This is a genomic window from Achromobacter sp. CF-sbj1-Ac2-l (assembly GCF_052698165.1).
This window is the reverse complement of record NZ_CP199855.1, coordinates 4,856,834-4,879,756: the sequence shown is the minus strand read 5'-3', so window position 1 is coordinate 4,879,756 and position 22,923 is coordinate 4,856,834. Positions and strand designations below refer to the sequence as shown.

General features: G+C 68.8%; 28 protein-coding genes. 9 read left to right on the top strand and 19 right to left on the bottom strand.

What is annotated here, in order from left to right:
* Positions 1-27 precede the first annotated feature (27 nt).
* The 8 genes from fabI to ACUDCK_RS22325 all read right to left on the bottom strand — a co-directional run bounded on the left by fabI (position 28) and on the right by ACUDCK_RS22325 (position 7,600).
* Positions 28-801: an enoyl-ACP reductase FabI gene (gene fabI, locus ACUDCK_RS22360; RefSeq protein ID WP_054501007.1), complete on the bottom strand. Its 774-nt coding sequence runs from the start codon at positions 799-801 to the stop codon at positions 28-30.
* The gene (locus tag ACUDCK_RS22355) at positions 798-1,982 is read right to left on the bottom strand and encodes an acetate/propionate family kinase (protein WP_175167515.1); all 1,185 of its coding nucleotides are present in this window, start codon (positions 1,980-1,982) and stop codon (positions 798-800) included. Before ACUDCK_RS22355 ends, fabI begins: the two co-directional genes overlap by 4 nt.
* 78 nt (positions 1,983-2,060) lie before the next feature.
* Positions 2,061-3,005 carry a phosphate acetyltransferase gene (locus ACUDCK_RS22350; RefSeq protein WP_054501009.1) on the bottom strand — a complete coding sequence of 315 codons (945 nt, stop codon included), beginning with the start codon at positions 3,003-3,005 and terminating at the stop codon, positions 2,061-2,063.
* A complete protein-coding gene (locus ACUDCK_RS22345) occupies positions 3,002-5,404 on the bottom strand; it encodes a DUF3141 domain-containing protein (protein WP_175142555.1) in 2,403 nt (800 codons plus the stop codon). Before ACUDCK_RS22345 ends, ACUDCK_RS22350 begins: the two co-directional genes overlap by 4 nt.
* A 185-nt stretch (positions 5,405-5,589) precedes the next feature.
* A complete protein-coding gene (locus ACUDCK_RS22340) occupies positions 5,590-5,991 on the bottom strand; it encodes a VOC family protein (RefSeq protein ID WP_054501011.1) in 402 nt (133 codons plus the stop codon).
* A 19-nt stretch (positions 5,992-6,010) separates the two neighbouring features.
* Positions 6,011-6,646 (bottom strand): glutathione transferase, encoded by a 636-nt coding sequence (gene yfcF / locus ACUDCK_RS22335; protein ID WP_116792896.1) that lies wholly within the window; start codon positions 6,644-6,646, stop codon positions 6,011-6,013.
* Between the two features lie 85 nt (positions 6,647-6,731).
* Positions 6,732-7,061: a DHCW motif cupin fold protein gene (locus ACUDCK_RS22330; RefSeq protein WP_054501013.1), complete on the bottom strand. Its 330-nt coding sequence runs from the start codon at positions 7,059-7,061 to the stop codon at positions 6,732-6,734.
* 53 nt (positions 7,062-7,114) lie between these two features.
* Complete coding sequence (locus ACUDCK_RS22325) at positions 7,115-7,600, bottom strand: GNAT family N-acetyltransferase (protein ID WP_054501236.1); 486 nt, start codon at positions 7,598-7,600, stop codon at positions 7,115-7,117.
* A gap of 189 nt (positions 7,601-7,789) precedes the next feature.
* On the opposite strand from ACUDCK_RS22325, the gene ACUDCK_RS22320 reads away from it, so the two are divergent.
* The 3 genes from ACUDCK_RS22320 to ACUDCK_RS22310 all read left to right on the top strand — a co-directional run bounded on the left by ACUDCK_RS22320 (position 7,790) and on the right by ACUDCK_RS22310 (position 9,809).
* Positions 7,790-8,737: a DnaJ C-terminal domain-containing protein gene (locus tag ACUDCK_RS22320; protein WP_054501014.1), complete on the top strand. Its 948-nt coding sequence runs from the start codon at positions 7,790-7,792 to the stop codon at positions 8,735-8,737.
* A gap of 2 nt (positions 8,738-8,739) precedes the next feature.
* Positions 8,740-9,057: a chaperone modulator CbpM gene (locus tag ACUDCK_RS22315; protein WP_064528244.1), complete on the top strand. Its 318-nt coding sequence runs from the start codon at positions 8,740-8,742 to the stop codon at positions 9,055-9,057.
* A 137-nt stretch (positions 9,058-9,194) separates the two neighbouring features.
* Entirely contained in the window at positions 9,195-9,809 is a 615-nt protein-coding gene (locus tag ACUDCK_RS22310) for a glutathione S-transferase family protein (RefSeq protein ID WP_144655338.1), read from the top strand.
* Here ACUDCK_RS22310 and ACUDCK_RS22305 read toward each other — a convergent pair whose 3' ends face one another.
* From ACUDCK_RS22305 to ACUDCK_RS22290, 4 genes are all read right to left on the bottom strand, one after another.
* Positions 9,810-10,460, bottom strand: a complete 651-nt coding sequence (locus tag ACUDCK_RS22305) for a DsbA family protein (protein ID WP_064528250.1) — start codon at positions 10,458-10,460, stop codon at positions 9,810-9,812.
* 101 nt (positions 10,461-10,561) lie between these two features.
* Positions 10,562-12,037: an inorganic phosphate transporter gene (locus tag ACUDCK_RS22300; RefSeq protein ID WP_054501018.1), complete on the bottom strand. Its 1,476-nt coding sequence runs from the start codon at positions 12,035-12,037 to the stop codon at positions 10,562-10,564.
* A gap of 133 nt (positions 12,038-12,170) precedes the next feature.
* On the bottom strand, positions 12,171-12,296 hold the full coding sequence (locus ACUDCK_RS22295) for a hypothetical protein (protein WP_020926707.1): 126 nt from the start codon (positions 12,294-12,296) through the stop codon (positions 12,171-12,173).
* Positions 12,297-12,339: 43 nt separating this feature from the next.
* The gene (locus ACUDCK_RS22290) at positions 12,340-13,464 is read right to left on the bottom strand and encodes a D-alanyl-lipoteichoic acid biosynthesis protein DltD (protein ID WP_175167516.1); all 1,125 of its coding nucleotides are present in this window, start codon (positions 13,462-13,464) and stop codon (positions 12,340-12,342) included.
* A gap of 279 nt (positions 13,465-13,743) precedes the next feature.
* On the opposite strand from ACUDCK_RS22290, the gene mog reads away from it, so the two are divergent.
* Genes mog through ACUDCK_RS22275 form a run of 3 tightly spaced genes read left to right on the top strand, consistent with a single transcriptional unit; the run spans position 13,744 to position 15,662 of the window.
* Entirely contained in the window at positions 13,744-14,391 is a 648-nt protein-coding gene (gene mog, locus ACUDCK_RS22285; RefSeq protein ID WP_054501020.1) for a molybdopterin adenylyltransferase, read from the top strand.
* 39 nt (positions 14,392-14,430) lie between these two features.
* On the top strand, positions 14,431-14,778 hold the full coding sequence (locus tag ACUDCK_RS22280; RefSeq protein WP_054501021.1) for a hypothetical protein: 348 nt from the start codon (positions 14,431-14,433) through the stop codon (positions 14,776-14,778).
* Positions 14,778-15,662 (top strand): peptidoglycan DD-metalloendopeptidase family protein, encoded by an 885-nt coding sequence (locus ACUDCK_RS22275; protein ID WP_175167517.1) that lies wholly within the window; start codon positions 14,778-14,780, stop codon positions 15,660-15,662. Before ACUDCK_RS22280 ends, ACUDCK_RS22275 begins: the two co-directional genes overlap by 1 nt.
* An 89-nt stretch (positions 15,663-15,751) precedes the next feature.
* Here ACUDCK_RS22275 and ACUDCK_RS22270 read toward each other — a convergent pair whose 3' ends face one another.
* From ACUDCK_RS22270 to ACUDCK_RS22250, 5 genes are all read right to left on the bottom strand, one after another.
* The gene (locus ACUDCK_RS22270) at positions 15,752-16,066 is read right to left on the bottom strand and encodes a hypothetical protein (RefSeq protein ID WP_054501023.1); all 315 of its coding nucleotides are present in this window, start codon (positions 16,064-16,066) and stop codon (positions 15,752-15,754) included.
* A 174-nt stretch (positions 16,067-16,240) separates the two neighbouring features.
* Entirely contained in the window at positions 16,241-16,507 is a 267-nt protein-coding gene (infA, locus tag ACUDCK_RS22265; protein ID WP_054501024.1) for a translation initiation factor IF-1, read from the bottom strand.
* A 612-nt stretch (positions 16,508-17,119) separates the two neighbouring features.
* Entirely contained in the window at positions 17,120-17,659 is a 540-nt protein-coding gene (locus tag ACUDCK_RS22260; protein WP_054501025.1) for an SRPBCC family protein, read from the bottom strand.
* Positions 17,652-18,017, bottom strand: coding sequence for an ArsR/SmtB family transcription factor (locus ACUDCK_RS22255; protein ID WP_064528257.1), 366 nt, complete (start codon positions 18,015-18,017; stop codon positions 17,652-17,654). Before ACUDCK_RS22255 ends, ACUDCK_RS22260 begins: the two co-directional genes overlap by 8 nt.
* A gap of 53 nt (positions 18,018-18,070) precedes the next feature.
* Positions 18,071-18,502 carry a GFA family protein gene (locus tag ACUDCK_RS22250; RefSeq protein WP_175167518.1) on the bottom strand — a complete coding sequence of 144 codons (432 nt, stop codon included), beginning with the start codon at positions 18,500-18,502 and terminating at the stop codon, positions 18,071-18,073.
* A gap of 199 nt (positions 18,503-18,701) precedes the next feature.
* On the opposite strand from ACUDCK_RS22250, the gene phnC reads away from it, so the two are divergent.
* The 3 genes from phnC to phnE all read left to right on the top strand — a co-directional run bounded on the left by phnC (position 18,702) and on the right by phnE (position 21,425).
* Positions 18,702-19,544, top strand: a complete 843-nt coding sequence (phnC, locus tag ACUDCK_RS22245; protein WP_175167519.1) for a phosphonate ABC transporter ATP-binding protein — start codon at positions 18,702-18,704, stop codon at positions 19,542-19,544.
* A 29-nt stretch (positions 19,545-19,573) separates the two neighbouring features.
* Complete coding sequence (phnD, locus tag ACUDCK_RS22240; protein WP_175142552.1) at positions 19,574-20,554, top strand: phosphonate ABC transporter substrate-binding protein; 981 nt, start codon at positions 19,574-19,576, stop codon at positions 20,552-20,554.
* Between the two features lie 76 nt (positions 20,555-20,630).
* Positions 20,631-21,425, top strand: a complete 795-nt coding sequence (gene phnE / locus ACUDCK_RS22235) for a phosphonate ABC transporter, permease protein PhnE (protein ID WP_020926712.1) — start codon at positions 20,631-20,633, stop codon at positions 21,423-21,425.
* Positions 21,426-21,457: 32 nt separating this feature from the next.
* Here the strand turns inward: phnE and ACUDCK_RS22230 are convergent, their stop codons facing one another.
* Positions 21,458-21,949, bottom strand: coding sequence for a GAF domain-containing protein (locus ACUDCK_RS22230; RefSeq protein ID WP_054501030.1), 492 nt, complete (start codon positions 21,947-21,949; stop codon positions 21,458-21,460).
* On the bottom strand, positions 21,946-22,917 hold the full coding sequence (locus ACUDCK_RS22225; protein WP_054417151.1) for a Bug family tripartite tricarboxylate transporter substrate binding protein: 972 nt from the start codon (positions 22,915-22,917) through the stop codon (positions 21,946-21,948). Before ACUDCK_RS22225 ends, ACUDCK_RS22230 begins: the two co-directional genes overlap by 4 nt.
* Between the last annotated feature and the right edge of the window lie 6 nt (positions 22,918-22,923).

Below are 22,923 nucleotides of genomic sequence, written 5' to 3'. Positions count from 1 at the left end.
CTTGGCGCGGGCCGTGGCGCCCGCGCCTCAATCGATGATGTGATAGCCGCCGTCGATGTACAGCGTCTGCCCGGTCATGCGGCGGGCGGCGTCGGTAGCGAGCCAGGCGGTGGCCTCGCCGACGTCGTCGATGGAGACCAGGCTGCGCGCCGGGGCCTTGGCCTGGGCGCGGTCGAGCAGCGCGTCGAATTCGGCGATGCCCGAGGCCGCGCGGGTCTTGAGCGGCCCGGGTGAAATCGCGTGCACGCGGATGCCCTGCGGGCCGAGTTCGGCCGCCAGGTAGCGAGTGGCCGATTCCAGCGCGGCCTTCACGGGACCCATCATGTTGTAGTGTTCGACCACCATCTGCGAGCCGTAGTAGCTCATGCAGAACAGCGCGCCCCCGCCGGGCATCAGCGGCTCTGCCAGCTTGGCCATGCGGATGAACGACCAGCACGACACATCCATGGCCGTCAGGAAGCCGGCGCGCGAGCAGTCCGTGACGCGGCCGTGCAGATCGTCGCGCGGGGCGTAGGCGATGGAATGCAGCACGAAATCCAGGCCGCCCCATTCGGCGGCGATGCGCTCGAACGCCGCCTCCAGCTCGCCCTCGCGCAGCAGGTCCAGCGGCATCAGCAGCGACGCGTCCACCTGGCGCGCCAGCGGCTCGACGTGCGGGCGCGCCTTGTCGTTCAGGTAGGTCACGGCCAGTTCCGCGCCCATGGCGCGGAACGCCTTGGCGCAGCCCCAGGCGATGGAGTCGGCGTTGGCGATGCCCGTGACCAGGCCGCGCTTGCCGGCAAGAGGGAGGGCGGCGCTCATCGTTGTTTCACCAGGGCCAGCGTGTGCTGCGCGATGATCAGTTCTTCATTGGTGCGCACCACGTACACGCCGATGCGGCTGTCGTCGCTGGAAATGCGCGGCCCGTGATGCGCATTGCGCTCGGGATCCAGCTTGATGCCGAGCCAGCCCCAATGCTCGCTGATGGCCTGGCGGATCTCGGCCGAGTTTTCGCCGACGCCAGCGGTGAAGACGATGCCGTCGATGCCGTTCATGGCGCAGCCCAGGCCGATCATGCCTTCGGCCACGCGCCAGGCGAAGTACTTCAGCGCCAGCCTGGCCGACGGCGCGTCGCTGGCCAGCAGTTCGCGCATGTCGTTGCTGATGCCCGACAGGCCCTTCATGCCGCAGTCGTGGTACAGCACGTGCTCGATGTCGTCGTGCGACATGCCCTGTTCCATCATCCACAGCACCACGCCGGCATCCAGCCGGCCCGGCCGCGTGCCCATCGGCAGGCCTTCGAGCGCGGTGAAGCCCATGGTGCTGTCGACGCTCTTGCCCTGGTGCATGGCGCAGGCCGACACGCCCGAACCCAGGTGCGCCGCGATGATCCTGCCCATGGCGATCTCGGGCAGCGCCTGGCGCAGCCGCTGCGCGATGTATTCGTACGACAGGCCGTGAAAGCCATAGCGCCGCACGCCCTGCTGGTACAGATGCTCGGGCAGGGCGTAGCGGTCGGCCACGTCCGAATGGCTGCGGTGGAACGCGGTGTCGAAGCAGGCCACCTGCGGAATCCACGGGCGCCGCTCGCGGATCACGCGGATCGGCGCCAGGTTGTTGGGCTGGTGCAGCGGCGCCAGCGGCGTGAAGGTGTCCAGTTTGGCGAGGATGGCGTCGTCGATCAGCACCGGCTCGGCCAGGTCGGGGCCGCCGTGCACCACGCGATGGCCCACCGCCAGCGGCGCGCCGCCCAGGTGGCCGCTGAGCCAGGTGCCGACCACCTCCTGGCCGTTGGGCACATCGGGCGCGTGGCTGGGCGCGATGTCGCGTTCCACCAGCGTCTGGCCGGCGGCGTCGCGCACCCGCAGGCGCGGATGGCTGGTGCCGATGCCTTCGAGCTGGCCGCCCAGGCGCGGCGCCAGCGCCTGTTTGGCGTCGATGTCGTACAGGTAGAACTTGATGCTGGAACTGCCGGCGTTGATGACGAGAATGGTGTCGGACATGGAGTCGATCGCCTCTTGATGCAACGGACAAGGCAGGGCCGGGGGCCCCGCCGCTCATTCACGGCCTGTCGGCCGGCCTCAGGCCAGCGGACGCGCCTGCTGCGTGGCCAGGTGGTGCGCGTAGATCGCCGCCACCGCGCACGACGCCAGGCGCGAGCGCGGGCTGTCGGCGCGGCTGGTCAGGATGATGGGCACGCGCGCGCCCAGCACGATGCCGGCGGCCTCGGCGTTGGCCAGGAAGGTCAGGTTCTTGGCCAGCATGTTGCCGGCTTCCAGATCGGGCACCACCAGCACCTGGGCCACGCCCGCCACCAGCGAGCGGATGCCCTTGATGCGGGCGGCATCGGGGCTGATGGCGTTGTCCAGCGCCAACGGGCCGTCCAGCACGCCGCCGGCGATCTGGCCGCGGTCGGCCATCTTGCACAGCGCGGCCGCCTCGATGGTGCTGGGAATGCTGGGCGTGACCTGCTCGACCGCCGACAGGATCGCCACGCGCGGCTCGCCCAGGCCCAGGCCGTGGTGCAGGTCGATCACGTTGCGGATGATGTCGGCCTTGGTTTCCAGGTCCGGAAAGATGTTGATGGCCGCGTCGGTGATGAACAGCGGCTCGGCGTAGGTCGGCACTTCCATGATGAACACATGGCTGATGCGGCGGCCGCTGCGCAGCCCGGTGGCGCGCGCCACCACTTCGTGCATCAGCTCGTCGGTGTGCAGGCTGCCCTTCATCAGCAGCGAGGCCTCGCCGCCGCGCACCAGCGCCACGGCGGTCTCGGCCGCGGCGTGGCTGTGCGGCGCATCGACGATGCGGGCATCGCCCAGGTTCAACCTGTGCTGCGCGGCCGTGTCGCGGATCTTGTGTTCCGGGCCCACCAGGATGGGTCGCAGCAGGCCCAGGTCGCGCGCTTCCAGCGCGGCCGACAGCGACGGCTCGTCGCAGGGATGGGCGATGGCGCAGGCCGCGGGCGCCAGGGTCTGGGCGCGCGCGATCAGTTTGTCGTAGTGCGTGGAGGTGGGCAGGCTCATTCCGGTTTGGCCTTGGCGGTGGCGGGTTTGCGGACGCGCGCGGGCGCGGCTTCCTTCTTGCGGGCGGCGGCCTTGACCGCGGCCTGCGGCGTGGACTTGGCGGCGGCCGCCGTGGCGGCGCGGCGCGCACGGGCGGCGGGCGGCGCCGGGGGCGACGGTTGCAGTTTCGCGGTGGCGGCGCGCACGGCCTTGCGCGCGCCCGGCGCCGGCTCATGCTTTTGCGCGCGGCGCGCGGCGGTTTCGAAGATCTGCTCCATCTCGGCCAGGCTGGCGCGCGCGGCGGGACTCAGCGGCTCGGCCGCTTCCAGCACGTGCTTCATCGCTGCCAGCGCCTCGCGGATGGCGGCCGGCGACGAGCCTTCCAGCAGCTTCGGCATCGTCTGCAGCACGGCGGCCGAGTCCAGCCGCATCATCATGGCCTGGTCGCGGGTGATGTCCTTGAATTCCTGCAGCGTCATGGCGTTGCCGGCCTCGGCGCGCATCTTGCGGATCAGCGCGAAGCTGCGCTCGTCCAGGCCGCCCTCGGCGCCGGCCACGTACAGCAGCATGCGGATGGCGGCCACGCGCAGGCCGCCTTCCTGCAGCAGCGAGCGCAGTTCGGCGGCGCGCTCTTCCATGAAGCGGCGGTGTTCCGGCGACACGCCGGGGTGGCGGCGCGGCTGGCCGTCCTTGCCGCCCAGGCCGGCCAGGTCCTGCACCAGCGGCGAGCCATAGACGCTCATGAAGGTGCGCTCGTCTGCCGAATCGCGCAGTTCCTGGAAGATGTTCAGGCTGGTCTCGACCAGCTTCGAAAACATCTCCTGGGCCAGCAGGAACGGGTTGTCGGGCGATACGGGCTGCCGATGCTCCCGCACCTGCTCGGCCACCTGCGCGATCGGCGCGATCAGCGGATTGCGGTCGGACACCAGCTCATACGGCAGGCGCAGCGGGTGCAGGCGCTGGCTCCATTCGGCCGATTGCGGCGTCACCAGGGCGCGCACCCACGGCTGCACGAAGCTGCGGTACATGCCCAGGTTGATGTCGGAGATGCGGGCCACGGCGGCAAAGCGCAGGTCGTCGTCTTCCTTGCGCTCGACGATGGCGCGCACGTCGTCCATGCGGCGCTGCTCGAACGACAGCACGTAGTTGCCGTAGGCCAGGTCGGCGTTGGGCGTGTCCGGCGTCTTGTCGGTGATCTCGGCCTGGTAGATGCCGGGCGGCAGCACATCGATCATGTCGATGTTGGAGGTGAATTCCTGGTGTTCCTTGCGCGCCACGCTGCCGGACACGAAGATGCCCAGGTGGCCGATGCTCTCATGCACGGCATAGACGATGGTCTGGTCGTGCGCCAGCACCTCGGCGTCGTCCTGGTACAGGTCCGGGATCCAGCCCAGCGCCTGCGGCGGCGGGGTGATGTTGTCGCCCTTGGAGCAGAACACCACGATCGGCGAGCGGATGTTGCGCAGGTCGATGCGGATGCCGTCGGACGTGACCAGCCCGGCGGTCGACAGGCGGTTGCCGACGAACAGGTTGTCGACGATGTACTGGATTTCCGGCCCGTTCAGGAACACGTGGCCGCCCCACCATTTCTCGAAGCTGAGGTAACGGCCGGCCTCGGTGTCGACCTTGGAGTACAGGTTGTACTGCTTGGACCAGAGCGTGTTGGCGGGGTTGAGGTTCTCGAAGTTCTGCACCAGCCAGGCGCCGTCGAACTTGCCGTCGCCCAGGTCGCTGGTCAGGGCGGTGAGCCAACTGCCGCCGAGCAGGCCGCCGGCGTAGCGCATCGGGTTCATGCCGCGCCAGCCGGCCCAGTAGGACAGCGGCGCGCCGGCGATGATGATGGGGCCGAACAGCTCGGGACGCACGGCGGCGGTCATCATGATCTGCCAGCCGGCCTGGCAGTTGGCCACCACCACCGGCTTGCCCTCGGCGTCGGGGTGACGCGCGATGATTTCTTCCAGGAAATGGGCCTCGGCCTTCATCACGTCTTCGACGGTCTGGGTGGGCACGGGCTGCGGCAGGAAGGTGGCGAAGTAGCAGGGATGGCCGGCGCGCACCGCCACGCCGATCTCGCTCTCGGGCTTGAAGCCGCCGATGCCGGGGCCGTGGCCGGCGCGTGGGTCGACCACCAGGAAGGGGCGCTTGATCGGATCGACCGCCACGCCCTCGGGCGGCTTGATGCGCAGCAGGCCGTAGTTGACCGGGCGCGGCAATTCGCGGCCGTCCAGCACCAGTTCGTACTCCATGCTGAGCACGTTGGGGGCCCGCTTGGCCATGTGCTCGTGGTACTGGTTGCCGCGCTGGCGCATGACGTCGGCGTACAGCACGCCGCGCTGCCAGGCGTCCACAGCGTATTCATAGGCGGCCGTCCAGGGGTTGAAGGACGGGGCGGGGACGCGATCGTTGCCGGATCCGGCCATGGCGATCTCCTATAGGTAGCACCCGGCAGCGGGTGCTACCGGACCGGTTCCTCAAGTGGAACCAGTTGACTTGACCCCCCCATTACACCCGAATGGATGTTGCATCGCAACATGGGGACGGTTGATGCAAGTCAAACGCCCGGAATTATCTGTCCCTTCTTGATTGTCCGGTCCCGTGCCACCCTTCAGGGCGCGTTGTGGCACACGGCTTCGATGCGGTTGCCCGACGGGTCGGACAGGAAGGCGGCGTAGTAATGCGGATGATAGTGCGGCCGTGTCCCCGGCGCGCCCGCGTCGCCTCCGCCATGGGCCAGGCCGGCGGCATGGAAGGCGTCCACCGCGGCGCGGCTGGAGGCCTTGAAGCACCAGTGGCGGCGCGCCGGCGGAGTCGGTGACGCCGCGGGATCGGCCTGGATGCTGACGTAGGTATGGCCGGCGTCGCCGGGGCGGCAGCGCTCGCCGTAGCCGAGGGCGTCGGCATGGTCGTAGACCTTGGCCGCGCCCAGGGCCGCCATGACGGCGTCATAGAACGGCCGGGCGCTATCGAGCCCGGCGACGCTGATGGAGACGTGATCCAGCAATTGCATGGCGGCTCCGGGGCGGGGGTCAGGCGCGCGCCGCCGCGTTGTGTTCCAGCCATTTGCGCACCGAGGGGCGCTGCCACTGGGCCTCGGCATAGTCGCGCAGCGGATCGGGCAGGCCGTCCAGCCACAGGCGGCGCAATGCCACCGCCAGGTCCAGGTCGGCCAGGCACCATTGCTCGAACAGGGTCGACTGGCCCGCGCCGATCAGTGCGCCGGCCACGTGGATCAGTTTGGCCGCGGCCGAATGGCCGGCGTCCGACAGCGGTTCGCCGGCCCGGTCGTGGAAGACCGTTTCGGTGGGGCGTTCCTGGCGCAGGGCGCCCAGGTCACTGCGCAGCCAGGCCTGCAGTTGGCGGGCGCGGGCGCGCTCGCGCGGCTGGGCGGGGTACAGCGCGGTACAGGCGGGCGCCGGATACAGGTCTTCCAGGTACTCCGCGATCGCGGTGGATTCGGTCAGGTTGAAGTCGCCGTGGGTCAGGGCCGGCACGCGCGCGGTCAGGGCGCGGCATTGGTACGGCTGCATGCGCTGTTCGCCCGCGTCGAGGTCAATCATGCGGACCTCGAACGGCAACTGTTTCTCGGTCAGCGCCACATAGGCCGACATGGCGTAGGGGCTGAGGAACTGGGAATCGACGAACAGCGTAAACGGGGCGCCCAAGTGCATCTCCGGTCAGGCGGTGGATAAAAGGGGTCTATGACGCAAAGCGTAACGCAATTGAAATTTCGCGTGTCGCGCCGATGCGTCAGTCGACGATGAAGAGCTTGGCGCCGATGGCAGTGGACGAGCGGTGCGGCTCGGCCTGGTCGGCCACCTGGTAGCTCATGCCGGGGGTCAGCACGAAGGTGCGGCCGTCTTCCAGCTCGGTGTGCAGCTCGCCCTCCAGGCAGAACAGGATGTGGCCCTTGCTGCACCAGTGGTCGGCCAGGTAGCCGGGCGTGTACTCGACCATGCGCACGCGCAGATCGCCGAACTGGCGGGTGCGCCAGTAGGCCTTGCCGGTGTCGCCCGGATGCTCGGTGGGTTCGACCTCGGACCAGTCGGTGGTGCCGAAGGGGATGTTGCTCATCTTCATGTTGGTTCTTCCCTTGGGGTGTGCGTCCGCCACGCCGCGAAAAAGCGCTGTATTCAGGCGGCCAGCTTCTTCTGCCAGAACATGGCGCGGCCGGTGTCCTCGTCCAGCGAGTAGCCTTCGTAGCCCAGCTTGCGGTACAGGCCCTGGGCCACGTCGTTGCCTTCCAGCACTTCCAGCGTGATCTTGCAGCAGCCGAGCTGGCGGGCGCGGTCTTCCAGCGCGGCCAGCAACTGCTTGCCCACGCCCTGGCCCTGGAAGCGCGGCGACACGGCCAGGTCGTGCAGGTTCACCAGCGGACGGCAGGCAAAGGTCGAGAAGCCCTCGAGGTAGATGGCCACGCCGGCGGCCGCGCCGTCGATGCGCGCCAGCAGGGCGCGCGCCGTGGGCCGCTTGGCCAGTTCCGCGATCAGGTTGCGCTGCGCGTACTCGGGCAGGGGCGTGCTGCCGCCCATGGGGCCGCTGGCGTATTCGTTGAGCATGGCCAGCACCTGGCGGCCGTGTTCCGGGTTGTTGAAGTCGACGTCGATGATTTCCAGCACGATCGGTTCCTGTTCATGGGCGGCCCCGCCTTTGGCGGCGGGTGGCGCGACCGTCAATTATGCGCGAAGCCGCGCAACGGGTCGAAGCGCATTGAAAAATCGCGCAATAGCCCCTATCTTCTTTCTGTTCAGGGCCGAATCCGGCGCGAGCCGCCGCCTTTGGCTGCAACCCTCACCATGGGCTGGAAAATGGAGTTCAAGGACTACTACAGCATTCTTGGGGTGGAGCGCGGCGCCTCCGAAGACGAGATCCGGCGCTCCTACCGCAAACTCGCCCGCAAGTATCACCCCGACGTCAGCAAGGAAAGCGACGCCGAGGCCCGCATGCGCGACGTCAACGAAGCCTACGACGTGTTGCGCGACAAGGAAAAGCGCGAGGCCTACGACAACCTCGCCGCCGGCGTCTCGCCCGGGGGCGGCTTCCAGCCGCCGCCAGGCTGGGACGAAGGGTTCGAGTTCCATCGCGGCGCCGCCTCGGGCGAGGAGGCGCAATTCAGCGAGTTCTTCTCGTCGCTGTTCGGCGGCCGCGGCCGCCGCGCGCAGGGCGCGGGGCGCGAGCAGGAATTCCGCGCCCGCGGCGACGACCACCACGCGGCCATCGAGGTCGATCTCGAGGACGCGCTGCAAGGCGCCACCCGCGACATCAGCCTGCGCTCGATGACGGTCGACGACCAGGGCCGCCCGCAGGTGCAGACGCGCACGCTGAGCGTGCGGATCCCGCCGGGCGTGCGCGAGGGCCAGTTCATCCGCCTGGCCGGGCAGGGCATGCCGGGCTATGGCGGCGGCGAGAACGGCGACCTGTACCTGGAGGTGCGCTTCAAGCCCCACGCGCGCTATCGCGTCGAGGGACGCGACCTGTATATGACGCTGCCGGTGGCGCCCTGGGAGGCGGCGTTGGGCGCCAAGGTCAATGCGCCGACCCCGGGCGGCACGGTGGAGGTCTCGATACCCGCCGGTTCGGGCAACGGCCGCAAGCTGCGGCTGCGCGGCCGCGGCATTCCGGGCGACCCGCCCGGCGACCTGTATCTGGTGCTGGAGCTGGCGCTGCCGCCGGCCGACAGCGACGCGGCCAAGGCGGCCTACCGCAAGATGCAGCAAGACCTGCCGTTCAATCCGCGGCGCCACCTGGGGGTCTGATCATGAAAAAAGTCGTCATCAGCAGCGCCACTGTGGTGGGCAAATCGCAACCGCTCAGTGCCGACGATCTGGCGCGAGCCTGCGGCGCCGGGGTCGAATGGGTCGCGCAATTGGTCGAGGTCGGCATCGTCGACGCCAGCGGGTCGCGCCCGGCCGAATGGCGCTTCTACAGCATGGACCTGCAACGCGCGTTGCACGCGCGCCGGCTGGAGCGTGATTTCGGCGCCGGCCTCGATGCCGTGGCGCTGATCCTGGACCTGAGCCAGGAGGTGCGCCGCCTGAAGGCGCAATTGCGCGCGCTGGGCGCGACCGACGCGTAGCGCGGCGGCCCGCCCCGACCGGCTCGCGGGGCGTGGGCCGCATCAGCGACCGGGGCGGTCGGGGACGGTGCTGGCTCCGGCGGGGGCGCCTGCGGCACAATGGCCGCAGGGTCCGCCCCGGATCCAGGAGACAGACCATGTTGACCCTTTATCACGCGCCGCGCTCGCGTTCGTTCCGGATTCTCTGGTTACTGGAAGAGCTGGGCGTGCCCTATGACACCGAGATGGTGTCGATCCGCCGCCGCGACGGATCCGGCCATATCGCTCCCGACTACATCGACATCCACCCGCACGGCAAGGTGCCGGCACTGGTGCACGACGGCGTGCCGGTGTTCGAGACCCCGGCCATCGCGCTGTACCTGACCGACCTCTATCCCGAGGCTGGCCTGGGGCCCGTCGTGGGCGATCGGCAGCGCGGCCCCTACCTGACCTGGCTGGCGTATTCCACCGGCGTGTTCGAGCCGGCGATGACCGAGCGCGCCTTCAAGACGCCGCACCAGAGCGGCACGATGGGCTGGGGCTCGGCCGACGAGGTCGAGCAGGTCGTGACCCGCGTGCTGCAATCGCGCCCGTATTTCCTGGGCGAGCATTTCAGCGCGGTCGACATCGTGCTGGGCGGGACATTGCAGTTCATGATGCAGGTCAAGCTGATTCCCGAGAACCCGGTGTTCTCGGGCTATGCCGAGCGGTTGGCGGCGCGTCCGGCGATGCACCGCGCGCTGCAGCGCGACGGCGACATCGGCGAGCCCTGATTACCCCAGGCGTGCGCGCAGGTCCGCTTGCCACTGTGACGGTCGGCCCAGGTAGCGGCCCGGGTCGAGCACGGTGAAGGCGCCGTCGCGCTCCAGCGCCAGCGTCGGGAAGCCCGAGCCTCGCAGGCGCTCCAGCAGCGCGCGGCTTTGCGCGATGTGGCGATCGGTGGCGTCGCCAACCGTGGCGTCATAGGCGGCCTGGAAGGCCGCGCCATCCAGGCCGATGTCCTCGGCCAGGCGGCGCAGTTCAGCCGGGTCGGCAATGCGGCGGCCTTGGATGTAGTGGGCGCGTTGCAGGCGCTGCAGCATGTCCAGGCCGCGTCGGTCCAGGGCCTGGGCGGCCAGGATGGCGGTGGTGGGCGGGGCCGAGTCGAATACCGCGCCGCTGTCGCGCAGCAGGCCGTCGATGTAGTCCGGACCGAACACCTGGCCGGTCAGGCCCGCGATGCGTTCATCGTGCGGGATGACATAGCGCCGCAGCGCGTCGGTGACCGGCTGGCGGTTGCCGCCGGTCATCATGCCGCCGCCGTGCAGTGCGATGACCAGGCCATCGATGCCGCGGGCGGCCTGCAGCAGTGGCGCGGCGCCGTAGCACCAGCCGCACAGCGGGTCGTAGATGTAATGCAGGGAGGGAAGGGAAGAGGTAGCCATGGCGCCATGGTAGAGGCGCGCGCGCGCCGGACATAGCCCGGCGCGGTAGCCACAGTGTTGCGCCGCCCGTGCAGATGATCCGCGCGGCCGGCGCGCGGGCGTCAGCCGGCGATCTGCACGCCGATCCAGAACAGGCCGGCCGCCAGCAGCATGGAGGCGGGCAGGGTCAGGATCCAGGCCAGCAGGATGTTGCGCACCGTGCCGCCCTGCAGGCCGCTTTTGTTGGCGATCATGGTGCCGGCCACGCCGGACGACAGCACGTGGGTGGTCGACACCGGCAGGCTGAAGACGTTGGCCAGGCCGATGGCGCCGACCGCCGTCAACTGCGCCGACATGCCCTGGGCGTAGGTCATGCCCTGCTTGCCGATCTTCTCGCCCACCGTCAGCACCACGCGGCGCCAGCCGACCATGGTGCCGGCGCCCAGCGCCAGCGCCACCGCCACGATCACCCAGAAGGGCGCGTATTCGGTGGTGGCGGTCAGGTCGGCGCGCAGGCGCTGCAGGTCGGTGCGCTCGCGCGCCGGCAGGCCTTCGATGCGGGCCACCTTCTTGGCGGTGTCGTCCAGGCACAGCAGGTAGCGGCGCACGTCGATGCGCTTGGCCGCCGACAGGTCGGCGTAGTTGCTGACGCCGTGCAGGTCGGCCTGCAGCGCGTCGATGGTGGGCAGGGTCAGTTCGGGATCGCAGCGGAAGGTGCGCGGCAGGTCCGAGGCCGAGCCGGCGCGCTTGAGCGCCAGGAAGTCGCCCAGCATGGCTTCGTTGCGCTGGTAGAACGCGCTCAGGTGGGTGGCCGCGTCGCGCGTGCGCTCGATCTGGTAAGTGGTGCTGTTGGTGTCCAGCACGAAGTTGGCCGGCACGATGCCGATCAGCACCAGCATGATCAGGCCGATGCCTTTCTGGCCATCGTTCGAGCCGTGCACGAAGCTCACGCCCATGGCCGACAGCACCAGCACCAGGCGGTTCCAGAACGGCGGGTGTTTCTTGTTGTCGATGGCGCGGCGCTGCTCGGGCGTCTTGTGCATCTTCGACAGCGGCAGCCAGCGCTTGAGCGCCAGCAGCAGGCCGCCCGCGACCAGGAAGCCGGCCACCGGCGACACCACCAGCGAGGCGCCGATGTCGATCGCCTTGCCCCAGTTCACGCCCTCGGCCAGCGGCAGGTCGGTGATCAGCGCGTTGGCCAGGCCCACGCCCAGGATCGAGCCGATCAGCGTGTGCGAGCTGGAGGCCGGGATGCCGAAATACCAGGTGCCCAGGTTCCAGGCGATGGCCGCGGCCAGCATGGCGAACACCATGGCCAGCCCGCGTCCGGTATCGACGTTGATCAGCAGTTCCACCGGCAGCAGGTGGACGATGGCGTAGGCCACGCCGACGCCGCCCAGCAGCACGCCGAGGAAGTTGAAGATGCCGGAGAGCACCACCGCCAGGTGCGGCGGCATGGCCTTGGTGTAGATGACCGTCGCGACGGCGTTCGCCGTGTCGTGGAAGCCGTTGATGAATTCGAAGGCCAGGACGAACGTCAGGGCCAGTGCAAGGCTGAGGCCAACCCAGAGGTCTAGGCCATGAAAGAGGGTGGGCATGGGGGCGGGCGAGGTTCCGGCGGAGGCCCAGATTATTGCAGATTTGTGACCTGTCCCTGGTTGCTTCAGGCAACTCTCGCCGTTCCCCGGGTCCGGCAAACCGCTCGCGCGCCGTCGCCGTCGGCGCGGCCCGCTAGAACTTCTGGTACTGGAACTCGATCTCCAGGGGCTTGCCCAGGTTGGCCGAGGTGTCGGCCTGGATCATCATGACCGCCAGCAGGCCCAGGTAGAGCAGGCACAGCCACAGGGTTTTTCTCATCGCGCGGTGTCCTTGACGGCGTTCGGCGGGGGGGAGGGCGATTTCATGGGCGGAAGACCTCGGCGATGCGCTGGTTGACCCGCAGCCAGCCCAGTTCGCCCAGGTGCTGCACGTCGCGCAGGGTGCCGATCTCGTAGGGCGCATCGTACATGTCCATGCAGGCCATGGCGTAGCGCGCGCACAGCGCGTCGACCTGACGTTGCACGGGCGTGAAGCGGTCCAGGTCCCTGAAGACCATCGGGTGCAGCGGCTGCATCACGAACAGGGCATTGACGCCGTGGTTGCGCAGCAGCCGCATCAGCGCTTCCAGCTCGCGCAGTTCGTCCTTGCCGGTCAGCGGCTGGGGCTGGAAGGCGGTCTTGCCGCCGGCCGCGACCGTTTGCAGGTATTTGTCGAAGAAATCGTCGCGCACGGCGTAGCGGTTGCGCGTCATCTGCGCCTGTTCGGCTTCCTGGGCCTCGCGCGCCAGGGCGTCCCAGTCCACCACCCGGGCCGCCGCCGTCGGGCCGGCGGCTTCCTGCTCGGGCGCGGGGGCGGCGTGCGCGGGCGTCCACAGTCCGATCAGCCGCTGGCGGAAGACGTAGGCCTGCTCGGCCGCCATCGACCACGCCACCCGGGCGTCGCCCTTGTCGAGCAGCCAGCGCGCCACCTGTTCGCGGCCCTCGGGCTGGCGCAGCAGGCGCGGCAGCAGGGGATTGGCATGCTCGCGGAATTCATCCGGGCCCAGCCCGCCGTCGCCGTCGAACCAACCCGGCGACACCATGATGACGACGCGCGAGGCGGACGACAGGTCGTCGGCCAGCGCCGCCAGCACCAGTTGCATGCCCAGCGACTGGAAGCCCGAATGGCCGTAGGCCATGACCGGCATGCGCAGCTCGTCGGCCAGGAAGCGGTAGGGCACGAAGCGCAGGTCGGTGCTGGTCAACTCGGACGACCCCAGCACCACCAGCCGGTCGCCGGTGCGCAGCGCCTGGCTCAGCCGCGACAGGTTGCGGGTCTGGTCTTCCAGGGTGTTGCCGAGGTTATGGATGTAGACCCCGGTCGCCGCTTCGGCGCACGGGCCGGTGCGCAGGGCCAGCCAGTGCCAGGCGCCCCAGCCCGCGGCCAGCGCCACCGACAAGGCCAGCGCCGCCGCCAGCGCATGCTGCCCGAGGGTGCGTGTGAACATGAGGAACCAGGAAGGCGCGGCGCGCGGATCGGGGTGAAAGAGAGGATTGTGAGCGGATGTTATCCAGCCCCCATGACCGAGACAAGGGCGCAAACCCGCGGGTGCCCGCGGATTCCCCTTTTTGCCACAGGGCGACCGGCGCCCCCTGCCGGCCGCCGGGCGGAGAATGCGATAGCATCCCTGTCTGGCGGGGTCCTGGATTTCCAGGATTGACCGCGCCCCGGCCCGCCGGCGGCGCCCGTGCCCCGCGCCTTCCGTCCACCCCACGCCCGATCGCCCATGACCGCCCCTACCCGTATCGCCCGCCGCCATCCCGACGAACTGATCATCGGCCTGGTGTCGATTTCCGACCGCGCGTCGGCCGGCGCCTACCAGGACGAGGGCCTGCCGTCCCTGCGCGCCTGGCTGGGCGGCGCGCTGGCCTCGCCGTGGCAGGCGGTGGACCGGCTGATCCCCGACGAGGCGGCGCGCATCTCCGAGACGCTGATCGAGCTGGTCGACACCTGCGGCTGCGATCTGGTCCTGACCACCGGCGGCACCGGTCCGGCGCGGCGCGACGTCACGCCCGAGGCCACGCTGGCGGTCGGCACCAAGGAAATGCCGGGCTTCGGCGAGCAGATGCGCCAGATCAGCCTGCGCTTTGTGCCCACCGCGATCCTGTCGCGGCAGGTCGCCGTGGTCCGTGAACGGCCGGCGCATGCCGCCCTGATCGTGAACCTGCCGGGCCAGCCCAAGGCGATCCGCGAGACCCTCGAGGGCCTGAAGGCCGACGATGGCTCGACGCTGGTGCCGGGCATCTTCGCCGCCATTCCCTATTGCATCGACCTGATCGGCGGGCCCTATGCCGAGACCCGTCCCGAGGTCATCGCCGCATTCCGCCCCAAGTCGGCGCGCCGCCCGCAGCCGTCGCCGGACGCTGCGGTATAGTTGGCCGCCTCTTTCCATTCCTTGCCAGAGAGTCCCGATATGAAGGTCCGTACCGCCTTGTCCCTCACCGCCGTCGTGCTCGCCGTGTCCGCCTGCGCCAACGTCAAAGACGTCCGCGACCGCGATCCGGTGTTCTACGGCTCGACCCCGCGCACGGCCGAGGACTACACCAACTGCGTCGCCGCGGCCTGGAAGGACCAGGGCGTGCGCTTCGAGCGCAAGGCGGTGCGCAACGGCTTCGAGCTGATCCAGTCGGACAGCCTGGGCGTCGAGGCGGTGCTGACCACCACCACCTGGAAGGGCAAGACCGAGGCGCGCCTGTCGACCCGCATCGCGCGGCGCGACCAGACCCTGATCGAACCCGCCAACCTGTGCCTGCAACAGTGATGCCGCGACGCCGAGACATGCTGCGGCTGGGCCTGGCCGCGGCCGCGGTGGGCCTGGCCCTGCCGGTGCGCGCCAAGCAAGCGCCGGCCGCGCAGCAGGGCGGCTTCATCAGCCGCAAGCTCAATGCGCCGGTGCCGGGCGGCGTCGCTGTGCTGGCGCTGGGCGACGCGGCGACGGCGCCCGAGGTCACCTACCGCGACCGCCGCGTGCTGGTGGTGCGCGAAGATGGCAAGCAGTGGATCGCCGTGGTCGGCATCCCGCTGGCGGTCAAGCCGGGTCCCCAGGAAATCTCCGTGCGCGACGGCGCCGGCACGCGCCAACTGCCGTTCACCGTGCGCGCCAAGGAATACGTGGCGCAGCACATCACGCTGAAGAATCCGCGCCAGGTCAATCCCGATCCTGAAGACATGAAGCGCATCGAGCGCGAGATGACCGAGCAGAGCGCCGCCAATCGCGCCTATCGCGCCGGCGTCACGCCCAGCAACCTGCTGCTGGACCGTCCGGTCAGCGGCGGCCGCCTGTCCAGTCCGTTCGGCCTGCGCCGCTTCTTCAACGGCGAGGAACGCAATCCGCACTCCGGCCTGGATTTCGCCGTGCCGGCTGGCACGCCGATCAAGGCGCCGGCCGCCGGCGTGGTGTCGTTGGTGGGGGATTATTTCTTCAACGGCAAGACCGTCTTCTTGGACCATGGCCAGGGCTTTGTCAGCATGTTCTGCCACATGTCGGCCATTGACGTGAAGGTCGGCGATGTCGTGCCGCGCGGCGGGGTGGTCGGCAAGGTCGGCGCGACCGGCCGGGCGACGGGCCCCCACTTGCATTGGAACGTCAGCCTGAACGATGCGCGGGTCGACCCCGCGATCTTCATCGGCGCCTTCAAGCCCTGACCCGGCTCGGATCCGTCGGCGCGGCAAGGCCGCGCCGGGCGCGGGCGCCGCTTGAAACCCGGAAGGCCTGGGAAAGGGCCGGCCGCGCCTCAGGCGGTGGCCGCCTGCGGCGCGGCCGCGTCCTGCGCTTGTTGCAGGGAGATGCGGTGCAGGATGTACTGATGCATGCGCTCGGCGTACATCATCTTGTCCAGCATGCCGTGCAACTGCACTTCCTGTTCATCCAGGCAGTTGTCGTATTTGGTCTTGGCCTCGGCATAGGTCAGGCCGGTGTTGCGCAGGCTGTTGATGAACGATTCCCGCGATTGATGCAGCAGGCGCAGGCCTTCTTCCCCCTTGGCGAATCGTCTTCGCGCCAGGGAGAGCTGGTCGGCCGCTTCTTTCAATTCCTGTGTCAGATCCATCTTGCTGCTTCATGCGTGTTCCGCCGGGCCTGGCGCCGGGGGAGCGCCATTCTTTCACGAACCGGGGTCTTGCGCATTACTACGGCAGGGCGTGCGCGAGTTTAAGGTCACGGGGCAACCCGCGGGGGCGCGCCCGCCGTGGCGGCAGGCCGGCGCGAACGCCGGCCCCGCGGCTCAGCGGCGGTGGTGCTGGGGGCGGCTCGCCGGGGCCGGGCCGCGCTCATCCTTGTGACGGAAGTTGATGCGGCCCTTGGTCAGATCGTACGGCGACATTTCCAGCGTGACGCGGTCGCCGGCCAGGATGCGGATGCGGTGCTTGCGGATGCGGCCGGAGGCGTAGGCGCCCACTTCGATGCCGTTGTCCAGGGTGACACGGTAGCGGCTATCGGGCAGCACTTCGTCGACGATGCCGTCCAGTTCGATGAGTTCTTCTTTAGCCATTCTCTACTCCTTGATCAATACGCGCCGCCATGCCGTCGGCATGGCGCGCCACCCGGGGATGGCGAGCGCGTCGGACTCTGTTGGCCAGGTCCAGCGGTTGAACGTAAAACGTCCGGGCAAGCGCGGGTATGGGCCACGGCATCCCAAGCGGATGTCTGAAATGACGGATACTCGCGCCGCGAGGGCAGGGTGCGCGTGATGCGCAGCTTGGTCGCGGGTCGGCGCTTGTGGCGCGTCGCCGGAAGAAGCGGGTTGGAGTGTCTGCTGCGATGCCGGGCGACGCGGGTCGCGCCACGGGGCAAGGGCAGGTTTCACCCAAGAAAACCGGTTGCAGCGTTGCGGGAATGCCGGGCGTAAGTCCGGCCAGACCCGCCACTGCGGGTAGGTACTCAGACTGCCACCGTGGGTTGGCACTCAATGTTGTGAACGAAGCCCGGTTTTTGCGGAAAAATCACGGACTTATGTTACTGCAAAGCGCAATGATTAGCCAGTTTTTATCCGGCCTGGCGGCGTGATAGTTGCTATTGAACGACTGCGCCGCGCCCGCTCCGGGCATTGGAAAGGCGGGCGGCGCTCGCCCCGCGCCGCCGGAGGCGGGGCGGAGGGCGTCCCTCATTGCGCCGCGATGCGCGCCTGGTAGTCCGTTTCCCAGCGCTGCAGCGCCGACCAGAACGGGCCTGGCGCGCGGCCGGCCTGGCGCGCCGCCAGCACGCCCAGGTGCGCATGCCAGCCGGCGGCCACGTCGATCATGTCGGCACGCGAGGCCAGCTTGCGGTGTGTCAGCACCAGGCGGGTGCCTTCGCCTTGCGGCGACAGCTCGAACGTGACTTCAGACGGCTGGCCCTGCGAGCCGCCCCAGGTGAACGCAAGCAGCCTGGGCGGTTCGCAGCGGGTGATGATGCCGTGGGTGGTGACGCCGTTCTCATAGGGCTTGTAGGGCGCCGGCGTGGGCTCGGCCACGGATGACAGATCGGCGTGCACGAAGCGCAGCGTGACGCCGCCGCCTTCGCGCAGCTCCATGTCGCCGCTCGCCAGCCACAGCCCGCGCTTGTCGGATTCGGTCAGGAAGGCCCAGACCTGTTCCACGCTGCCGGGCAGGACGCGGGTGAAGCAAAGGGAGGTGGGGCTGGTGACGACAGCGTAATCACTCATGTTGGCTCTCCGAAGATGCGGTCGGGGGCGCATGGGCGGCCAGCGCGGCTTCGAGCGCGTCCAGCCTGCCCGACCAGAAGTGTTCATAAAAGCGCAGCCATTGCATGGCTTCGGCCATCGGGGCCGGATTCAGGCTGCATACATGGCTGCGGCCGTTGACGGTCCGCCGCAGCAGGCCGGCCCGTTCCAGCGCCTGCACGTGTTTGGAGGCGCCGGCAAAACTCATGCGCAGGGGCGCGGCCAGTTCACCGATGGTCCTGTCTCCGCCCGCCAGGCGCCGCAGCATGTCGCGGCGCGTGGGATCGGCCAGCGCGCGAAAGACGGCATCGAGGGATGGAGGAGGCAGTGGTTCAACCATGAGGTTGAATATAGCCGTGCTTCTCGTCCAAGCTCAACTATATGGTTGAATTTTTATGTAACGGCGTGGGGCAACGCCGTTTCCGCGTCCTCGTAGGCCTCGGAATACTGCGGCAAGGTATCGGTGATGTCGAACCAGGGCGCCTTGCTGGCGACGCGGCAATGCGCGCCGGGCTTGACGCCGGGGTCGTCGTCCAGCGCGCCCAGGGGCAGGCCGTAGATGTCGGGCGTCTGGTCGAAGCGGCTGAGCAGCGGCGTGCCGCAGGCTTCGCAGAAGCCGCGGTAGTTGCCCGGCGACGAGCAGTACCAGGTGACGTGGTTTTCCCCTTTGGTCCAGGCGAAGTCCTTGGCCTGCACGGTGGCTCGGCTGCGGAAGGCGGCGCCGTGCGACTTGCGACACATGGCGCAATGGCAGTTCAGGGCGTCGGTGAGCGGCCCGGTGATCTGGTAGGTAACGCGGCCGCAGAGGCAGGAACCGTTGAGCATGATGACCGCCTGTCGGAAGGGGGGCGAGACTTTGAATATACCCGCCGCCCGCGACCGTGGCGCGGGCCTATATGACGGATGTCTTTCAGTCGGTTGCCGTGACCCCTATTTTCAGCCAAATGATTCGATCGCCAGGTCATCGCGCTGTCATGCCGCGAAAACAGAATGCGCGAATGAACCAATCCAAGGGGATTCAACGATGACCTACGCCATCGAAGTACAGGGGCTGAGCAAGTCCTTCCATCCCGGCGCCCGTGCGCTGGACAACGTCGACCTGCGCGTGGCGGACGGCGAGATGGTGGCGCTGCTGGGCGCCTCGGGCTCGGGCAAGTCGACGCTGCTGCGCCATCTGGCAGGCTTTGTGGTCGGCGACGCGGGGCAGGGCAGCGTCACGGTCAACGGCCAACTGATCCAGCGACATGGCCGCCTGTCGCGCCAGGTGCGCGGCGCGCGCGCCAGCATCGGCTTCGTGTTCCAGCAATTCAACCTGGTGGGCCGCCTGCCGGTCATCACCAATGTGCTGACCGGCCTGTTGCCGCGGGTGCCGCTGTGGCGCAGCCTGACGCGCGTGTTCCTGCGCGACGAAGTGCGCCAGGGGCTCGACGCGCTTGCCCAGGTTGGTATAGACGACTACGCATTTCAGCGCGCCTCGACGCTGTCCGGCGGCCAGCAGCAGCGCGCCGCCATCGCCCGCACGCTGGTGCAGAACGCCCGCGTGATCCTGGCCGACGAGCCGATCGCCTCGCTCGACCCCGAATCCTCGCGCCGCGTGATGGACACGCTGGGGCACATCAACCGCAGCCGCAAGGTGGCCGTGGTGGTCTCGCTGCACCAGGTTGATGTGGCGTTGCGCTACTGCCCGCGGGTGGTGGCGCTGCGCCACGGCAAGGTGGTCTACGACGGCCCCTCGGCCGACCTGACGCCGGCCATGCTGCGCGACCTGTACGGCTCGGAACTGAGCGAGCTGCTTCCCGAATACACGCCGCAAGCCCAGCCCCTGCCGGGCCTGGCGTCGCTTTCCCGACAGGCCTGCGCGGCCTGACCCCGCCCGTTTCCTACCCGGAGCTTTCCATGCTACGCAGAACCTTTGTTGCCCTGATCGCCGCTGCCGCCTTGTCCACGCAAGTCCATGCGCAAGAGGCCAAGCCGTTGAACTTCGGCATCATTTCGACGGAGTCGTCGACCAACCTGAAGTCGGTGTGGCAGCCCGTCATCGACGACCTGAGCCGCGCCATCGGCGTGCCGGTCAAGCCGTTCTTCGCTTCCGACTACGCCGGCATCATCGAAGGCATGCGCTTCAACAAGGTGCAGATGGCCTGGTACGGCAACAAGGCGGCCATCGAGGCGGTGGACCGCGCCAACGGCGAAGTGTTCGCGTCCGTCATCGACAAGGATGGCAACCCGGGCTACTGGTCGCTGCTGATCGTCAACAAGGACAGCGACATCAAGAGCCTGGATGACCTGCTCAAGCGCCGCGGCCAGTTGACCTATGGCGCCGGCGACCCCAACTCGACCTCGGGCACCGCCGTGCCGGGCTACTACCTGTGGGCCGCCAACAAGATCGAGCCCAAGACCTTCTTCAAGGCCGTGCGCGTCAGCAACCACGAAACCAATCTGCTGTCGGTCATCAACAAGCAGGTCGACGTGGCCGTCAACAACACCGAGGCGCTGGAGCGCTACCGCCTGAGCACCGGCAAGGACGCCAACGACAGCGTGCGCATCCTGTGGAAGTCGCCGCTGATCCCGGCCGACCCGCTGGTCATGCGCACCGACCTGCCGGCCGACATGAAGGCCAGGATCCGCGATTTCTTCGTCAACTACGGCAAGGGCAAGGATGCCGCGCGCGAAATGGCCAACCTGAAGGCGCTGACCTACCAGGGCTTCCGCGCCTCGGACAACCAGCAACTGGTGCCGATCCGCCAGATCGAACTGGCACGCGAGAAGGCCAAGATCGAAGCCGACGCCACCATCGGCCAGGCCGAGAAGCAGAAGCAACTGGCCGACCTGGACGCCAAGCTGGCCAGCCTGGGCCAGCCCACCGCCAAGCAGTAACGATGCCGCGCCGCGCCGGCGCCTTTCCGTCAAGCGCCGGCGCGCGTCCATCCGATTTCCCTACTCCGGAATTTTCATGACCCTGGCCGTGCCTTCTTCCCGTTCTCCCGCCGCCCCGCGCTCGTCGCTGCCGGTCCTGCTCGTATGGGCCTTTGTGCTGGCGCTGCTGGTCATGTCGTGGCGTGGCGCCGACATGCGGCCGCTGGACCTGTTGCGGGACTCGGGCAACATGGCCCAGTTCGCGGCCGACTTCTTCCCGCCCAATTTCCGCGACTGGCGCATGTACCTGGACGAGATGATCGTGACGGTGCAGATCGCGGTGTGGGGCACGTTCCTGGCGATCGTGGTGGCCGTGCCGCTGGGGCTGCTGTGTTCGTCCAACATGGTGCCGGCCTGGGTCTACCAGCCGATGCGGCGCCTGATGGACGCCTGCCGCGCCATCAATGAAATGGTGTTCGCGATGTTGTTCATCGTGGCGGTGGGCCTGGGGCCCTTCGCCGGCGTGCTGGCGCTGTGGGTGCACACCACCGGCGTGCTGGCCAAGCTGTTCTCCGAGGCGGTCGAGGCCATCGACCCGCGTCCGGTGGAAGGCGTGCGCGCCACCGGCGCCAACGCGCTCGAAGAGATCGTCTACGGCGTGATCCCGCAGGTGCTGCCGCTGTGGATCTCGTACTCGCTGTACCGCTTCGAGTCGAACGTGCGCTCGGCCTCGGTGGTGGGCATCGTCGGCGCCGGCGGCATCGGCACCGTGCTGTGGGAAATCATCCGCAGCTTCCGCTATGCCGAGACCTGCGCGGTGATGATCATCATCGTCGGCTTCGTGGTCGTGATCGACATGGCCTCGGCCCGCATCCGCCGCGCGCTGATCTGAGCCACGGGGCGCGCCGAAGCGCGTCCCGCATTTCAACCGGCCGGCGTCAGCGCCAGGAAGGCCGGCAGGGCCAGCAGGCCCGCCAGCCGGGCGGCGGCGATGTCGGCCGGCGTCAGCGCCGCGCGCGGCATCAGGAAGTTGACGGTGCCCAGGCAGGCGCCGTCGAACACCACCGGCACGTTGATCACCGATTGCAGGCCGAGCGCCTGGATCGCGTCATGGTCGTCGAAGAATTCGCGGATCGCGTCGACGCCCTCGCCGATGAAGACCTGGCGTTCGAGCAGCACGTGGCGGCCCCAGGCCGTGCCGCGCTTGTCCTTGCTGCCGCCGGGCGGATAGGCGGCGGCGTTCGAACTGTACAGCCGCACCACCCGCATGCGTTCGGCGTCATGGCGGTTGATGGTGCACAGCGTGTGCCCCAGCGTGGCGTGGGCATGCGCGTCGAGCGCGGCGAAAGCGGCTGGGGCCGAGGCCCCGTCATAGGCCAGCGCCAGGCGTTCGAGGGTGTCGGACGTGAGGCTCATTCGGCGGTGATTCCCAGTTCCTTGATCAGCTTGCCGTACTTGTCGGCGTCGCGCGCCAGCACCTGGCCGAACTGCTCCGGCGTGGTGTCCAGCAGCAGCACGCCCATGTCGCCCATCTTCTTGACGACGTCGGGGCGCTTGAGGATCTTGTTGATCTCCTGGTTCAGGCGCGTGGTCAGTTCGGGCGGCATGCCGGCCGGGCCGAAGGCGCCGTACCAGACCGACAGTTCATAGCCAGGCAGGGTCTCGGCCACGGTCGGCACCTCGGGCAGCAACGGCGAACGCTGTTCCTCGGTGACGGCCAGCAGCTTGAGCTTGCCGGTCTGCACGTGCGGCAGGGTCTGGGTGCCGGCGCTGAACAGCACCTGGGTGCGGCCGGCCACCGTATCCAGCACAGCCGGCGCGCCGCCGCGGTAGGGGATGTGCATCATCTTCACGCCGGCGGCCTTCTCGAACAGCGCGGCGCTCAGGTGATTGGTCGAGCCCTGGCCGGCCGAGGCGTAGGCCACCTTGTCGGGGTTGGCCTTGACGTAGTCGATGAACTCCTTGACGTTGCTGGCCGGCACCGAGGGATGCACCACCATCGTATTGGTGACCAGCGCCAGTTCGGCGATGGGCGTGAAGTCCTTGACGCCGTCGAACGGCATGTTGCCGTAGAGCGCCTGGTTCATGGTGTGGGTGCTCATCGAGCCGACCAGCAGCGTATAGCCGTCGGGCTTGGCGCGCGCCACGAAGGTGCTGCCGATGTTGCCCGAGGCGCCCGAGCGGTTCTCGACGATGACGGGCTGGCCCAGCGACTGCGTCAGGCCTTCGGACAGCACGCGCGCCAGGATGTCGGTGGAGCCGCCGGCGGCCCATGGCACGATCAGCGTGATCGGCTTTTCGGGCCAGGCCGCGTGCGCCAGCGCGGGCGCGGCGCAGGCCAGGGTCAGGGCGCAGGCGCGCAACAGTCGTCGGATGGTCTTCATGGTGTT

Bases quoted from the DNA above. Each gene is read 5' to 3' on its own strand.
- ACUDCK_RS22320 (WP_054501014.1), top strand. From the start codon at position 7,790: ATGGAGTTCAAGGACTACTACAGCATTCTTGGGGTGGAGCGCGGCGCC.
- ACUDCK_RS22270 (WP_054501023.1), bottom strand. From the start codon at position 16,066: ATGGATCTGACACAGGAATTGAAAGAAGCGGCCGACCAGCTCTCCCTG.
- ACUDCK_RS22250 (WP_175167518.1), bottom strand. From the start codon at position 18,502: ATGCTCAACGGTTCCTGCCTCTGCGGCCGCGTTACCTACCAGATCACC.
- ACUDCK_RS22280 (WP_054501021.1), top strand. From the start codon at position 14,431: ATGAAGGTCCGTACCGCCTTGTCCCTCACCGCCGTCGTGCTCGCCGTG.
- ACUDCK_RS22255 (WP_064528257.1), bottom strand. From the start codon at position 18,017: ATGGTTGAACCACTGCCTCCTCCATCCCTCGATGCCGTCTTTCGCGCG.
- fabI (WP_054501007.1), bottom strand. From the start codon at position 801: ATGAGCGCCGCCCTCCCTCTTGCCGGCAAGCGCGGCCTGGTCACGGGC.
- phnD (WP_175142552.1), top strand. From the start codon at position 19,574: ATGCTACGCAGAACCTTTGTTGCCCTGATCGCCGCTGCCGCCTTGTCC.
- ACUDCK_RS22350 (WP_054501009.1), bottom strand. From the start codon at position 3,005: ATGAGCCTGCCCACCTCCACGCACTACGACAAACTGATCGCGCGCGCC.
- ACUDCK_RS22345 (WP_175142555.1), bottom strand. From the start codon at position 5,404: ATGGCCGGATCCGGCAACGATCGCGTCCCCGCCCCGTCCTTCAACCCC.
- ACUDCK_RS22330 (WP_054501013.1), bottom strand. From the start codon at position 7,061: ATGAAGATGAGCAACATCCCCTTCGGCACCACCGACTGGTCCGAGGTC.
- ACUDCK_RS22300 (WP_054501018.1), bottom strand. From the start codon at position 12,037: ATGCCCACCCTCTTTCATGGCCTAGACCTCTGGGTTGGCCTCAGCCTT.
- ACUDCK_RS22290 (WP_175167516.1), bottom strand. From the start codon at position 13,464: ATGTTCACACGCACCCTCGGGCAGCATGCGCTGGCGGCGGCGCTGGCC.
- ACUDCK_RS22275 (WP_175167517.1), top strand. From the start codon at position 14,778: ATGCCGCGACGCCGAGACATGCTGCGGCTGGGCCTGGCCGCGGCCGCG.
- ACUDCK_RS22225 (WP_054417151.1), bottom strand. From the start codon at position 22,917: ATGAAGACCATCCGACGACTGTTGCGCGCCTGCGCCCTGACCCTGGCC.
- ACUDCK_RS22305 (WP_064528250.1), bottom strand. From the start codon at position 10,460: ATGGCTACCTCTTCCCTTCCCTCCCTGCATTACATCTACGACCCGCTG.
- mog (WP_054501020.1), top strand. From the start codon at position 13,744: ATGACCGCCCCTACCCGTATCGCCCGCCGCCATCCCGACGAACTGATC.
- ACUDCK_RS22260 (WP_054501025.1), bottom strand. From the start codon at position 17,659: ATGAGTGATTACGCTGTCGTCACCAGCCCCACCTCCCTTTGCTTCACC.
- ACUDCK_RS22340 (WP_054501011.1), bottom strand. From the start codon at position 5,991: ATGCAATTGCTGGATCACGTCTCCATCAGCGTCGCCGGGCTCGATAGC.
- ACUDCK_RS22355 (WP_175167515.1), bottom strand. From the start codon at position 1,982: ATGTCCGACACCATTCTCGTCATCAACGCCGGCAGTTCCAGCATCAAG.
- ACUDCK_RS22295 (WP_020926707.1), bottom strand. From the start codon at position 12,296: ATGAGAAAAACCCTGTGGCTGTGCCTGCTCTACCTGGGCCTGCTGGCG.
- ACUDCK_RS22315 (WP_064528244.1), top strand. From the start codon at position 8,740: ATGAAAAAAGTCGTCATCAGCAGCGCCACTGTGGTGGGCAAATCGCAA.
- infA (WP_054501024.1), bottom strand. From the start codon at position 16,507: ATGGCTAAAGAAGAACTCATCGAACTGGACGGCATCGTCGACGAAGTG.
- phnC (WP_175167519.1), top strand. From the start codon at position 18,702: ATGACCTACGCCATCGAAGTACAGGGGCTGAGCAAGTCCTTCCATCCC.
- ACUDCK_RS22310 (WP_144655338.1), top strand. From the start codon at position 9,195: ATGTTGACCCTTTATCACGCGCCGCGCTCGCGTTCGTTCCGGATTCTC.
- phnE (WP_020926712.1), top strand. From the start codon at position 20,631: ATGACCCTGGCCGTGCCTTCTTCCCGTTCTCCCGCCGCCCCGCGCTCG.
- ACUDCK_RS22230 (WP_054501030.1), bottom strand. From the start codon at position 21,949: ATGAGCCTCACGTCCGACACCCTCGAACGCCTGGCGCTGGCCTATGAC.